12 protein-coding genes are annotated in these 13,280 nt (G+C 60.3%); 1 reads left to right on the top strand and 11 read right to left on the bottom strand.

Annotated features, from left to right (window positions below; translation table 11 throughout):
- Positions 1-107: 107 nt before the first annotated feature.
- A complete protein-coding gene (gene purD, locus FMM01_RS08405; protein ID WP_150393260.1) occupies positions 108-1,352 on the bottom strand; it encodes a phosphoribosylamine--glycine ligase in 1,245 nt (414 codons plus the stop codon).
- Between the two features lie 119 nt (positions 1,353-1,471).
- Between purD and FMM01_RS08400 the strand changes: the two genes are divergently transcribed.
- The gene (locus FMM01_RS08400) at positions 1,472-2,683 is read left to right on the top strand and encodes an RNA-guided endonuclease TnpB family protein (RefSeq protein WP_150392204.1); all 1,212 of its coding nucleotides are present in this window, start codon (positions 1,472-1,474) and stop codon (positions 2,681-2,683) included.
- 393 nt (positions 2,684-3,076) lie between these two features.
- Here FMM01_RS08400 and purH read toward each other — a convergent pair whose 3' ends face one another.
- Genes purH through purE form a run of 10 tightly spaced genes read right to left on the bottom strand, consistent with a single transcriptional unit; the run spans position 3,077 to position 13,033 of the window.
- Positions 3,077-4,603 carry a bifunctional phosphoribosylaminoimidazolecarboxamide formyltransferase/IMP cyclohydrolase gene (gene purH / locus FMM01_RS08395; protein ID WP_150392203.1) on the bottom strand — a complete coding sequence of 509 codons (1,527 nt, stop codon included), beginning with the start codon at positions 4,601-4,603 and terminating at the stop codon, positions 3,077-3,079.
- A 6-nt stretch (positions 4,604-4,609) separates the two neighbouring features.
- Complete coding sequence (purN, locus tag FMM01_RS08390; RefSeq protein WP_150392202.1) at positions 4,610-5,173, bottom strand: phosphoribosylglycinamide formyltransferase; 564 nt, start codon at positions 5,171-5,173, stop codon at positions 4,610-4,612.
- Positions 5,170-6,129, bottom strand: coding sequence for a phosphoribosylformylglycinamidine cyclo-ligase (purM, locus tag FMM01_RS08385; protein WP_150392201.1), 960 nt, complete (start codon positions 6,127-6,129; stop codon positions 5,170-5,172). Before purM ends, purN begins: the two co-directional genes overlap by 4 nt.
- Positions 6,129-7,583 carry an amidophosphoribosyltransferase gene (purF, locus tag FMM01_RS08380; RefSeq protein ID WP_150392200.1) on the bottom strand — a complete coding sequence of 485 codons (1,455 nt, stop codon included), beginning with the start codon at positions 7,581-7,583 and terminating at the stop codon, positions 6,129-6,131. Before purF ends, purM begins: the two co-directional genes overlap by 1 nt.
- Positions 7,568-9,778, bottom strand: a complete 2,211-nt coding sequence (gene purL, locus FMM01_RS08375) for a phosphoribosylformylglycinamidine synthase subunit PurL (protein WP_150392199.1) — start codon at positions 9,776-9,778, stop codon at positions 7,568-7,570. The genes purF and purL overlap by 16 nt, the downstream gene beginning before the upstream one ends.
- The gene (gene purQ, locus FMM01_RS08370) at positions 9,765-10,451 is read right to left on the bottom strand and encodes a phosphoribosylformylglycinamidine synthase subunit PurQ (RefSeq protein WP_150392198.1); all 687 of its coding nucleotides are present in this window, start codon (positions 10,449-10,451) and stop codon (positions 9,765-9,767) included. The genes purL and purQ overlap by 14 nt, the downstream gene beginning before the upstream one ends.
- A complete protein-coding gene (gene purS / locus FMM01_RS08365; protein WP_150392197.1) occupies positions 10,452-10,700 on the bottom strand; it encodes a phosphoribosylformylglycinamidine synthase subunit PurS in 249 nt (82 codons plus the stop codon).
- A gap of 3 nt (positions 10,701-10,703) precedes the next feature.
- Entirely contained in the window at positions 10,704-11,420 is a 717-nt protein-coding gene (locus FMM01_RS08360) for a phosphoribosylaminoimidazolesuccinocarboxamide synthase (RefSeq protein ID WP_150392196.1), read from the bottom strand.
- On the bottom strand, positions 11,413-12,540 hold the full coding sequence (purK, locus tag FMM01_RS08355) for a 5-(carboxyamino)imidazole ribonucleotide synthase (protein ID WP_150393259.1): 1,128 nt from the start codon (positions 12,538-12,540) through the stop codon (positions 11,413-11,415). Before purK ends, FMM01_RS08360 begins: the two co-directional genes overlap by 8 nt.
- A 4-nt stretch (positions 12,541-12,544) precedes the next feature.
- Complete coding sequence (purE, locus tag FMM01_RS08350; protein ID WP_150392195.1) at positions 12,545-13,033, bottom strand: 5-(carboxyamino)imidazole ribonucleotide mutase; 489 nt, start codon at positions 13,031-13,033, stop codon at positions 12,545-12,547.
- Positions 13,034-13,280 lie beyond the last annotated feature (247 nt).

The following is a 13,280-nucleotide window of genomic DNA, read 5'->3' as shown; positions in this document are numbered from 1 at the left end:
AAAGACTGCTGATGCTATGGTCAGTCTACCAAGGGGGGAAAACGCCGTCAAAGAAAACCGCTGGCCCATGTCTGGAACGACACGGCCGGCGGCTGATGAAGCTGTTTTTAATCCAATCCCTTGTCGCCAATATCATTGCGAATCGCCAACGGACCTTGCACTTCAGCTATCGCCCCATAGGCGTTGCCTTGCGCGCTGGCCAGATCCGGTCCGCTCCCGATCACTGTGAAGACGCGGCCGCCATGGGAGAAGAGCCGGCCGTCCTTTTCCTGAACGCCGGCGGGCAGCCAGCGGCCAATGGGCCAATCCGCGGGAACGTCGGCCAATGGTAAGGCGTTCATCGCGCCGCCGGGATATTCCGGATGGGCGGCGACCACCCCGACGTAGGTTTTACCGTCTAATTCTAACGGTGTGGGCCGGTCCGCCAGCAGATCTGTGATCAGCTGATAGAAATCATTCTTGATCTGCGGCAGAAGCACCTGGGTTTCCGGATCGCCGAAACGCAGGTTGTATTCTAAGACTTTGGGGCCTTTCTGCGTGAACATCAAGCCAATGTACAGTACCCCGGAACCGTTCAGGCCATCACTGACCATCCCGGCAATGGTTTGAGCGACTAAGTGGCGGGCAGCTTCCCGTTCGTCGGCGATAAACTGCGGGGCCGGAGATATCGCGCCCATGCCGCCGGTATTCGGCCCGGCATCCTGCTCGAAGCGGCGTTTGTGGTCCTGGGCCAAGGGTAAGGTCACATAGGTACCGTCGTGATACAACGCCAGCACCGAGGCCTCTTGACCGGTCAGACATTCCTCCACCACCACGGTGGCATTGGGGTCCCGGGCATAAAGCTGCGCCAGCGCTGCCTCTGCTTCCGTGTTGGTCTTGGCAACGATCACGCCTTTGCCAGCGGCGAGCCCGTCGGCTTTGAAGACCAGCGGCACGCCGGCTTCAATCAAGGTCTGCTGACCCGCCGCCAACGAATGGATCGTCCGGCTCGCCGCCGTGGGCAGCTGATGACGTTCCATGAAGGCTTTGGCAAAGGCCTTGCTCGCCTCCAGCTGCGCCGCCGCCTTGGTCGGCCCAAACACCGGCTGGTCCGCCGCCTGGAACGCATCCACAATACCCGCCGCCAACGGCACTTCCGGACCAACAAAGGTCAAAGCAATCGCATGCTGCCGCGCAAAAGCAATCAGACTCGGAAAGTCGTCAACGTCAATATCCACCGGCACCAAACCCAGCCGCGGCATCCCAGCATTACCCGGCGCCACATAAACCGCCGCCACTTGCGGCGACTGCAGAAACTTCAACCCCAGCGCACTCTCCCGCCCGCCGTTACCGATGATCAGAATGTTGTTCATGATAAATGGGGCAAGGAAACCCATGATTTCAATCATGGGAGGAATTGCCCCGACCCTTCTTTCTTTGATATAATTTACTTAGCCGATAAGAACAAACGTGTGGTTAAGGAGGTGCTCGGGTGGAACTGACCAAGACGGTCAAAATACAGATCAAGCTGACTGCGGCAGCAGATGGGGACTTGCTGCGTCAGGCCATGGAACAGTATTGCTTGGCCTGTGACGCCGTCAGCCGCTATGTGTTTGACCATGGTTTTGTACTCAACACTACGAAACTGCAAATCGTCCTGTATCGCGACCTGCGAACTCAGTTTGGGCTGAAAGCCCAAATGGCGCAGTCGGTCCTGCGAACCGTGATCGCTCGCTATAAAGCGGTGCGCACTCAGCTGAAACAGAAGCCCTACCGCTATCAAGACGAAGCCGGCAAATGGCAAAAACACGCTAAAGATTTGACCTGGTTGTGGCACCCGATCAGCTTCCAGCGGCCGCAGCTGGATCTGGTCCGGCGGCGGGATTGGGCCATCCGCAAGGACGGCTCCTTTTCCCTGAACACATTAGACCGCCGCATCACTGTTTGGCCGGTACTGAACCATTGGCGCGACTATTTTGACGGCACCTGGAAACTCGGTACCGCCAAGGTACTGACCAGCGGTGGGAAGTGGTATCTGCACATCGGCGCGACCAAAGAAGTGCCGGATTATACCCAGGACCAGACTGTCCACGTCGTGGGCGTTGACCGGGGGCTGCGCTTTCTAGCCACTGCGTTTGATGAGACCGGCCGGACCCAATACCGTTCCGGGACCCGGGCGCTCAACAAGCGGCGGCGGTACAAACACTTGCGGGCCAAACTGCAAGCCAAGGGGACCAAATCAGCGAAACGAGTCTTGAAACGGATCCGTCAGCGAGAGAACCGCTGGATGTCGAACGAAAACCATCGTGCGGCTAAGGCACTCGCTGACCACTACGGACCAAACACCCTGTTTGTGCTGGAAGACTTGACTGATGTTCGCTTTACGACCGAACAAGTCGCTAAAGACCGCCGCTACGAACAAGTCAGTTGGCCGTTTTACCAGCTGGAACAGTTTCTGATTTACAAAGCCGCCGCGCAGGGCAGCCATGTGCTGAAAGTGCCGTCTGATTATACCAGCCAGCGCTGTCCGCAATGCGGCGTGATCAAGAAACAGCAACGAAATCACGACCGCCATGAATACCGGTGTGCCTGCGGTTTCCAGACCAATGATGACCAGTCGGCCGCCATGAACATCCAGCAACTGGGCAACCAGTGGCTGGCCGGTACTGCTAAGTCGCGCTACACGCGCAAGCGGACCGGTTAGAGCAAAACTGCACCTGCGGGAGCTGTCAGCCCCCGAGGCCGTTGAGACACGACCTGAGATGTGACCACACTAAGTAGGAGCCGTTAGGCGTTTGCACTACTGCTGCCCGTTGAGCAGCGTGAGTCACAAGCCCGCTACTTTAGTGGCGGGTAGTTGACTTCAGTAAAATCCTCCTCTAGGGAAAATGGAGTATCAATGTTGCTTGAGACAAAACTTGTATTTCTGACGTGTCTATTGCCAAGTGCGTAGCAAGCGGAGGTAAAATGGGCTCAAAGCGCCGTCACCACTAGCTACGCCTTCGGCTTCGCACTTGCTGCGCGTCGCCAGCCCCCTCAGCCGGAGCTTGCGGAGCACTTGGCACGGCGTACGAAGCAAGAGATATTTTCTCAACGCCTAATGCCGGAAATGCCGTACCCCCGTCGTCACCATCGCAATCCCATACTCATTCGCCTTATCCACCGACTCCTGGTCCCGAATACTCCCCCCCGGCTGAATGATCGCCCGAATCCCATGCTTCGCCGCATAATCCACACAGTCGTTCATTGGGAAGAACGCATCCGAAGCCAAGACCGCCCCGGCAAAATTCGGGTTCTGCTGGGCTTCCTTCAGCGCAATCTCCACAGAACCGATCCGGTTCATCTGACCGGCACCGATACCCAATGTCTGACCGGCTTTAGCCACCACGATGGCATTGCTCTTGACGTGTTTGACCACACTCTGGGCAAACAGCAGCGCGGCGATTTGGTCGTCCGTCGGTTCGGTCGTGGTAACGACGGTCAGATCATCGGGTCCTTCCAAGCGGGTGTCGCTTTCCTGAACCAGCAAGCCGCCGGTGACAGAAACTGTTTCATACCGCGGCGCGGCATCTTCTGCGGGCAAGGCAATCGTCAGGACCCGCAGGTTCTTTTTCTTTTCCAAAATCTTGAGCGCGTCAGCGTCGTAAGCCGGCGCCATGATGATCTCCAAGAAGAGCTTGTGCATTTTCTCGGCCGTCACCGCGTCCACCGGCCGGTTCAGGGCGATGATGCCGCCAAAGATGGACATCGGGTCGGCATCGTAGGCCTTGTCCCAGGCCGCCTCGATCGTCGCCCCCTGACCGATGCCGCAGGGGTTCATGTGCTTCACGGCGACAACGGTGGGCCGATCAGAGTATTCCGCCAGCATGCGCAGGGCGGCGTCAGCGTCCTTAATATTATTATACGAAAGTTTTTTGCCGTGCAGTTGAGCCGCGTTGACTAACGAATCCGCCGGGGCATCAGGGGCCGCATAGAAGGCGGCATGCTGATGGCTGTTTTCGCCATACCGCAGGCTCTGCCGCTTGGTGTAGGTCGGGGTGAAGCGGTCCGGGAACGGATCATCGGCCAGGTAGGCGGCAATTTGGGCATCGTAAGCGGCCGTTATTTGAAAGACCTTCACGGCCAGTTGCTGGCGAAAATCGGCGTCGTCCGCGGCTAAGGCGGTCAGCACGGCGGGATAATCGGCTGGATCAGCGACCGCCCAGACACTGGCGCCGTTCTTGGCGGCGGCCCGCAAAGCGGTGGGACCGCCGATATCGATCTGTTCGATGGCTTCGGCCCGGGTAACACCAGGCTTCTTAATTGTGGCAGCGAAGGGATAGAGGTTAATGCACACCAGGTCGATGGGGGCGAGCCCCTGATCGGCCAGGGCCGCCATGTGGGCCGGCAGATCGCGGCGGGCGAGGATACCGGCATGGATCGCCGGATGCAGGGTCTTCACCCGCCCGTCCAGCATTTCCGGGAAGCCGGTGATGTCGCTCACTTCGGTACTGGGGACGCCTGCGGCGGTGAGGGCTGCCCGGGTGCCGCCGGTGGTGAGCAGTTCGAAGTTTTGCGCGATGAGCCCTTGGGCAAATTCTACTAAACCAGTTTTATCCGATACGCTTAACAATGCACGACGCAAGTCAGATCATCCTTTCGTAATGAGCTGTTCGATAGTGGCAGGTAAGAGACGGTGTTCAGTGGCATGGATTGCTTGCTCTAACTCTGGTTCGGTCATTCCTGGCAGAATCCGGACCGGTTCTTGAGCGATGATCTCGCCGGTGTCGATGCCGGCGTCCACGTAATGGACGGTGACGCCGGTGATTTTTACCCCATAGGCATACGCATCGGCAATACCGGTGCGCCCGGGGAACGCCGGCAGCAGCGCGGGGTGAAGATTCACGATGCGCCGGGGAAAAGCGGCCAGCAAGGTGGGACCGATGATCCGCATGAAGCCGGCCAAGACGACCAGGTCCACGGGGGGCAGAGCAGCCAGTATGGCCTGTTCTGCCGCTTTTTTCGTGGGGTAGTCGCGGTAATTGAAGACATGGACGGGGATGCCAAACCGGGCGGCCTTGGCAATCACCGGGGCGCCAGGCTGGTCGCAGACCAGGACGGCGATTTCGGCCCCGCGGGTACTGGTTTGGAAGTGTTCGGCTAAGGCTAAAAAGTTGGTGCCATTGCCCGAGGCAAAGACGGCGAGCCGTTTCATGCAACCGGCCCCCATTCCAAGGCATCCTGGGTGCGGGGCACCACCGCGCCGAGGCGAATGGCGGCGGGGATAGCGGCCGCGTTTTCCGGGGCAACGGCCAGAACCATACCGATACCTAAGTTGAAGGTTTGGCGCATGGTGGCCAGCGAGAGGCCGCCGGTGTGCTGCAAGCGGGTGAAAATCGCCGGCCAGGTCCAGGCCGCCGGATCGATTCGGGCCGCTAACCCCTTGGGCAGCATCCGCGGCACGTTTTCCTGCAATCCGCCGCCGGTGATGTGGGCCAAGCCATGGAGCAGGTGCTGGTCCAGCAATGGCCGGATAACCGGTTCATAGATTCGGGTCGGCGTCAGGAGCGCGCCATCGGTGATCGGCAAGACCTGCCGGACCAGAGAGAAGCCGTTACTGTGCAGCCCGCTGCTGGGCAGACCCAGCAGCACGTCGCCGGCCTGAATACCGGCAGGCAGCTGCTCGGCGGCGGCCACTTGGCCGACCCCGAAGCCGGCTAGGTCGAAATGATCCGCTGGATAGATGCCGGGCATTTCTGCGGTTTCTCCGCCGATCAAGGCCAGGTGCGCCTGGCGGCAGCCGGCGACGATGCCGGCGAGAATCTGCGTGGCCTGGTCCGGCCGCAGTTTGTCCACGGCCAGATAATCCAGGAAGAACAAGGGCTGGGCGCCGGTGGTCAAGAGATCGTTGGCGATCATCGCCACCAGATCGATGCCGATCGTGTCTACTTTGTTTTGAGCCAGAGCCACGAGGAGTTTTGTTCCTACCCCGTCCGTGGCGCTGACCAGCAGCTGACTAGAATCTTGCGGCAAGGCGTAGGCGGCCGCAAAGCTGCCCACCCCGGTGCGGACATTGGCGTCATAGGTGCTCGTGGCCAGTGGGGTCAGCCGCTGGACCGTTTCTTCCCCCGCGGCGATATCCACGCCGGCTTGGGTGTAATCGATGGCCATTAGGCAGAAACCTCCGATACTTTAATGTGCAACAGAGCCAATTCTTTCTGTAATTCTGCGCTGTAATCATACAGCGGCGTTGGATACTCACCGGTGAAGTAGGCCACGCACAAGCCGCGGTGGGGCGCAGTGGGATCGAGATTGACGCTTTCTTCCAAGGCCTCGGTAGAGAGAAAACCCAGGGAATCGGCCCCGAGAATATCCCGCATCTCACTGATCGAGTGATTCGCCGCCATCAGTTCGTGGGTGGACTGAATGTCGATGCCGTAAAAGCAGGGAAAACGCAGCGGCGGCGAGGCAATGCGTAAATGGACCGCCCTGGCTCCGGCGCTTTTTAGTAACCGGACCAGCTGTTTCGACGTCGTCCCCCGGACGATGGAATCGTCCACCAGGGCGACGGATTTGCCTTCAACGACCGCCCGGACGGCACTGAGCTTGCGCTTGACGGCCGCTTCCCGCAGCGCTTGGGTCGGCTGAATGAAGGTGCGGGCGACATACTGACTTTTCACCAGCCCCAAATCATAGGGGATGCCGCTTTCCCGGGCGTAACCCAGGGCCGCTGATAACGACGAATTCGGCACCCCGACGACGATATCCGCGTCCGCTGGCTGTTCCTGAGCCAAACGCCGGCCCATGGCGAGCCGGGCCTGGTGGACATTAACTCCGTGGATCTGGGAGTCAGGGCGGGCAAAGTAGATGAATTCCATGGAGCATACACTGAGCGTAGTGTTGGTCGTGTACTGCTGGGTGGTGACGCCGTTGGCAGTGACACTGACCAATTCCCCGGGTTGGATGTCCCGGACAAAGTCGGCGCCGACCGCGTCTAGGGCCGCCGTTTCGCTGCAGATCACGGTACCGCCATCGGGCAAAGTGCCCAGCACCAGCGGCCGGAACCCATTGGGGTCCACCGCGGCGTACAGGCCATGCTCGGTGAGCAGTTCGAAGGCAAAGCCGCCGTGGACCTGATTCAGGGCGTCGATCAACTGACCGGTGAACGTGGCAGCTGGGGAGCGGCGCAGCAGGTGCATCAAGACTTCGGTGTCGCTGGTGGTATGGAAAATGGCGCCGTCGTTTTCCAGGTCGCGCCGCAGCGAGCGGGCGTTGGTCAGGTTGCCGTTGTGGGCCAGGGCTATGGCTTCGGTACTGAACCGGAACAGCAGGGGCTGGATGTTTTCCAGCAGCCGGCCGCCGGCAGTGGCATAGCGCACATGGCCCAGCGCGGCCGGGCCGGCTAACTCAGCGATGTCTTCGGGTTTAGTGAAGACTTCGCTGAGCAGGCCCAGGCCGTAGTGGCGGCGCAGCCCGGCGGGGGTGAGACCGACGATGCCGGCCCCTTCCTGGCCCCGGTGCTGCAGGGTGTGCAGGCCGAGGTGAGTGATGGCGGCGGCGTGGGGGTTGCCCCAGACGCTGAATAAGCCGCATTCTTCGTTGAGTTCCTTTAATTCATGCGGCACGGAATGCCCTCCTCCCAAGCCTGGTGCAGGTCAGCCAAAGACGCGGAGAACGTCCGGTTCGGCGCGGCAATGGTGACTTGCGGCGCCGCCGTGGTCCGGCCCAATAGAGTGGCCGCAATGCCCAGGACCTTTTCAAAGGCGGGCTGGTTCTCCGGCGCAATGGTGATCAGGAAGCGTCCCGGGGTTTCGGCGAAGAGCCAGCTGGTGGGCACAGCCACCCGCAGATCCGCGCCGATTTGGTTGGCGAAGGCCATTTCAGCCAAACCGGCCAGCAAACCGCCTTCGCTCAGATCGTGGGCGGCGGTAACCAGATGCGCCCGGATCGCCGCCAGCACTTGGTCCTGCTGGCGTTTCACGGTGGCCAGGTCCAGGTCGGCCAACCGGCCGGCAATATCGCCGGTGAGCAGTTTTTGAATCTCACTGCCGCTGAAATCCGGCTGGGTGGTGCCCACCAGGTAGACAAGATCGCCGGCTTGCTTGAAGTCCTGGGTGGTGATCGTCGTCATGTCCTCGATCAGTCCGACCATCCCGACCATTGGCGTCGGATAAATGGCGGTGCCATTGGTTTCGTTGTACAGCGACACGTTGCCGGAAATCACCGGGGTATTGAAAACCTTCGTAGCGGCGGTGATCCCTTGGGCGGACGTTTCCAATTCATAAAAGATTTCCGGTTTTGTGGGATCACCGTAATTCAGGCAATCGGTGATGCCCAACGGGGTGGCGCCGCTGGCCACCAGGTTAGCGGCGGCTTCGGCGACCGTGCGCTGACCGCCAATGTACGGGTCCAGGTAAACATAGCGGCCGTTGCTGTCGGTGGTCATGGCGATGGCCCGGTCGGTCCCTTTGATCCGCAGCACTGCGGCATCGCTGCCAGGGAGGACGACGGTATTCGTCTGGACCTGGGCATCATAGCGGCTAAACAGGCTGGCCTTATTGGCAATGGTCGGCTGGCTCATCAGCCTTGTCCACGTGGCGGTCAGATCGGTGATCACCGGCTGCCAGTCGGGCGCGGGGGCCTGCAAGCGGGCCGGCTGCTGACTGGCCTGGTGATAGACCGGCGCATCGCTGGTCAAGGACGACACGGGGATGTCGCAGACGGTTTCGCCGTGGTGGGTCAATACATACTGGTGACCAGCAGTGACTCGGCCGATCACGACCGCATCCAGACCGTAGCGGGCAAAAATTTCTTGGATCTCGGCCTCATGGCCGGCCGCCACACACAACAGCATCCGTTCCTGGGATTCAGACAGCATGATCTCAAAGGAGGTCATGTCCGGTTCCCGCTGGGGCACCAGGTCCAGATCCAAGGCCATACCGCTGGCCGATTTGCCGGCCATTTCCACACTGGAAGACACCAGCCCGGCGGCACCCATATCCTGCATGCCGACGAGAATGTCCTGGTGATCATTGGTCACTTCCAGGCAGGCGTCGACCAGCAGTTTTTCCATAAAGGGATCGCCGACTTGAACAGCCGACCGGTCAGCCGCTTCGCTGTCGGAGAACGTGCCGGAGGCAAAGGAAGCGCCGTTGATACCGTCCCGGCCGGTTTTCGCGCCAACGTAGAGAATGGCGTTGCCCACCCCGGCCGCCCGGCCTTTCTGCAATTGGTCTTCGTCCATGATGCCGACGCACATGGCGTTGACCAGGGGATTGCGGGCGTAGGTGGGGTCAAAGGCGGTCTCGCCGCCCACCGTGGGAATGCCGATGGCGTTGCCGTAGCCGGCGATGCCGGCGACCACTTGGTCCAGCAGCTGGCGGGTGCGGGGGTCGGTCAATTCGCCGAAGCGCAGGGAATCCAGCACGGCGATGGGCTTGGCGCCCATGGAGAAAATATCCCGGATGATGCCGCCGACACCGGTGGCCGCGCCCTCATAGGGTTCCACTGCGGAGGGGTGGTTGTGGCTCTCGGCCTTAAAAACGACGACCTTGCCCGCGCCGATGCGAATGGCCCCGGCGCCTTCGCCCGGGCCCATCACGACATTCTCGTTCTTGGTCCAGAACTGGCGCAGCACCGGTTTGCTGTATTTATACGCACAGTGTTCGCTCCACATCCCGCTGGCTAAGCCGACTTCCGTGAAGGTGGGCAAGTGACCGATCAATTGGGTGAAGCGGTCGTATTCCGCATCGGTCATGTCCCATTGGCGGTATGGTTTGGCGGTGCGGATTTCTTCAGGACTCAGCTCAACCTGCAACATGGGCGGCGGCTCCTTTCGTGGCGTTCAATAAGGAATAAAAGACCCCCCGGCCGTCAGTCCCGCCAAGCAGGGCTTCGACGGCGCGTTCCGGGTGGGGCATCATGCCCAGCACGTTGCCGGCCCGGTTGGTGATGCCGGCGATGTCGTGGATACTGCCGTTGGGGTTGTCCTGGTAGCGGAAGACCACTTGGTGATTGGCTTCCAGCTCGGCCAGGGCCGCCGGGTCGGCATAGTAGCTGCCCTCGCCGTGGGCGATGGGCAGCGTGATACTTTCCATATCAGCATAGTGGTTCGAAAACGCGGTGGCGGTATTGAGCACCGTCAGCGGGGCCGGTGCACAGATGAAGTGCAGCGACGTGTTCCACTGCAAGGCCCCCGGCAGCAGCCCGGCCTCGGTGAGGATCTGGAAGCCATTGCAGATGCCGACGACAAAGCCGCCGGCGGCCGCGAAGTCCTTGATTGCCCCCATGATCGGCGAGAAGCGGGCAATGGCGCCGCTGCGCAGATAGTCGCCGTAGGAAAAACCGCCAGGGAGAAAGACGGCATCATACCCGTTTAGGGTCTCCTGGCTGGCGGGGATCAGATCAGCGGGGATGCCGCAGACGTGGGCCAAAGCCCATTGCAGATCCTCATCGCAGTTGGACCCGGGGAACGTGATAACCGCGGCTCGCATTTAAGCCACCTCCAGGTCGAAGCGATAGGTCTCCATGTTCACGTTGGCCAGCAATTGGTCGCAGATTTCTTCCACCTGGGCCCGGACGGCGGCTTCATCGTTGCCCTGCAGCAGCAGTTCGAAGTACTTGCCGTAGCGGACGTCCTGAACATTCTGGTGGTCCATCCGGGTCAGGGCAGTCTTGATTGCTTCGGCTTTCGGATCCAGAACAGACGGCTTGTAATTGACGTAGATCTTGGCTTTAAACATCGCTTATTCCTCGCTTTCGGTTAACCGGCGCAGCACTTCTTCATAAACGGGGACTAACGGGCCTTCATCCTGGCGGAAGACATCCTTGTCCAGGGACTCTTTGGTTCGGCTGTCCACCAAGCGGAAGTTGTCCGGGGATAGTTCATCGGCCAAGACCAGTGTTTCGTCGCTGAGCCGACCGAATTCAAACTTGCCGTCCACGAGCGTGATGCCGGCTTTGGCAAAGCGGGCAGTGAGCAGGGCATTCAGCTGATCGGTCAGGGTGCGGAGCTGCGCCAGCGTAGCCTGGTCGGCGATCCGCAGGGCTTTGATCTGATCATCGTTCATGAACGGATCATCCAGCGTGTCGGACTTGTAATAATACTCATGAATGGCTGGGGAGAAAGGCCGCAGGTGGCGGACTTGAAATTTGCTTTCGAAATGACCGGAGGCAAAATTGCGGAAGACCACTTCCAGCGGCAGCATCGCACATCTGTAGACCCGCATGGTGGTGGCATTGTCGGTGGCGATATAGTGGGTGGGAATACCCGCCGCCGCGACGGTTTGAAATAATAGGCTGGAAATCTGCAGGTTGACTGGGCCCTTGCCCTGGATCTGCACTTTCTTTTTGCCGTTCAAGGCAGTGGCCTGGTCCAGGTAAACGACCTTTAAAATGTCGGGATCAGCGGTGCTGTAGAGTTGTTTGGCCTTACCGGTATAAATCAAAGTGGCTTCAGTCATGAGTTGATGTATCCTCCCAATTAACGGATTCAGTCAAAGCCGTCATCGATTGGCGGTCTTCGGCAACAACAGTAATGTGGCCCATCTTGCGGCCGGGGCGGATCTCGGCCTTGCCGTAATCGTGGAAATGCCACTCGGGATGGGCCGGCCAAAGCTGTTTGGCTTTGGTCAGGTCTTCGCCCAGCAGATTGCGCATCACGGCCGGCTTGCGCTGGCGGATCGGCGGGATCGGCAGGCCGCAGATACTCAGGATGTGGGCGGCAAACTGGGACAGGTTGCAGGCTTCGATGGAATAGTGGCCGGAATTGTGGGGCCGCGGGGCCAATTCGTTGACCAGGATACCGGCGGGGGTATCGAATAGTTCGATGCCCAGCACCCCGGCCAGGTCGAGGCTGGCGGCAATGCGCTCGGCCATCGCCGCGATGACTGCCGCTTTGTCGGCAGATAGCCGCGGCGCCGGGGCCAGGGTGGTGTGCAGGATATGGTGGGCGTGGCGGTTCTCCACGACCGGGAAGCAGCGGACCGTACCGTGGCCGTCCCGGGTGACCATGATGGATAACTCCCGGGAGAAGGCCTGGCGCTTTTCTAAAATACAGGGCTGCTTGGCGGCTAGTGCTTGCCCGGCCGGGAGATCGGCGGGACTGGTCAAATCCTGCTGGCCATGGCCGTCGTAGCCGCCGGTGGTGGTCTTCAAAATGGCGGGATAGCCGATGCGGGCGATAGCCGCGGGCAGTGCAGCGGCGGTGGGCACGCTGGCAAACGGGGTGACCGGCAGGCCGTGGTTCTCCAAGAAAGTCTTCTCGCGAATCCGGTCCCGGGAGATGGCCAGCAGTTCAGTCCCCTGGGGCAGTGCGGCGTATTGTTGGGCCTGGCGCAGGGTGGTCAGGTTGACGTTCTCGAACTCATAGGTGAGGACGTCGCTGGCCTGGGCCAGCTGCAGCAGGGCGGCGGTGTCGTCGTAGGCCGCAACGATCTGGTCGTCGGCGACTTGACCCGCTGGCGCGTTGGGCGTGGGATCGAGGACGATGATCCGGTAGCCCATGGCTTTGGCCGCCAGGGCCATCATCTGGCCCAGCTGACCGCCGCCAACGATACCGATGGTGGCTGGCGGCAGAAACATTTCCCTAGTCACTGAGCTGCGCCCCGCTTTCCACCGCTGCATCGTGCTGGGCGGTGCGGTACGCGGTGAGCTGATTGGCTAAGGCCGGATCCTGCAAGGCCAGGATCTGACCGGCCAGCAGGGCGGCGTTGATCGCGCCGGCATTGCCGATGGCCAGGGTGCCCACGGGCACGCCGCTGGGCATCTGAACGATGGACAGCAGCGAATCCATCCCGCTCAAGGCGTGGCTCTGGATCGGCACGCCCAGGACCGGCAGAGTCGTGTTGGCCGCCAGCATGCCGGGCAGGTGGGCCGCGCCGCCGGCACCGGCGATGATCACCGCGTAGCCGGCGGCCCGGGCACCGCTGGCAAAGGCCTGCAGCTCCATCGGCATCCGGTGGGCGGAAATGACTTTGGCAGTATAGGCGATGCCCAATTGCTGTAACGTGGTACACGTATTTCGCATCGTGGGCCAGTCGGATGCTGAACCCATGACGACTGCAACTTTTGCCATGAATTGACCTCCATTGATTGAAGTTGGGTTCAGCATACCAGACGAGTTCTCGAAAAACAACTAAATTCTTAACTATAATTAGCTTCAATCAATTGAATGTTCGTATTATATATTTTAATCTGGTTCTCGGTTTCGAGCGGGCCAGATACCGAACAATAACATCACCACGGCGTCAAAACCGTTTTTCTTGAGAACAAAAGAATCATCGGATGGGCGGTCAGTATAGGAATATTAGTGTCCGTGGAAA

This window comes from Schleiferilactobacillus harbinensis, from assembly GCF_008694105.1.
GTDB lineage: Bacteria > Bacillota > Bacilli > Lactobacillales > Lactobacillaceae > Schleiferilactobacillus > Schleiferilactobacillus harbinensis.
Note: the sequence above shows the minus strand (reverse complement) of the source record. Positions and strands in the feature narration are given on the sequence as shown.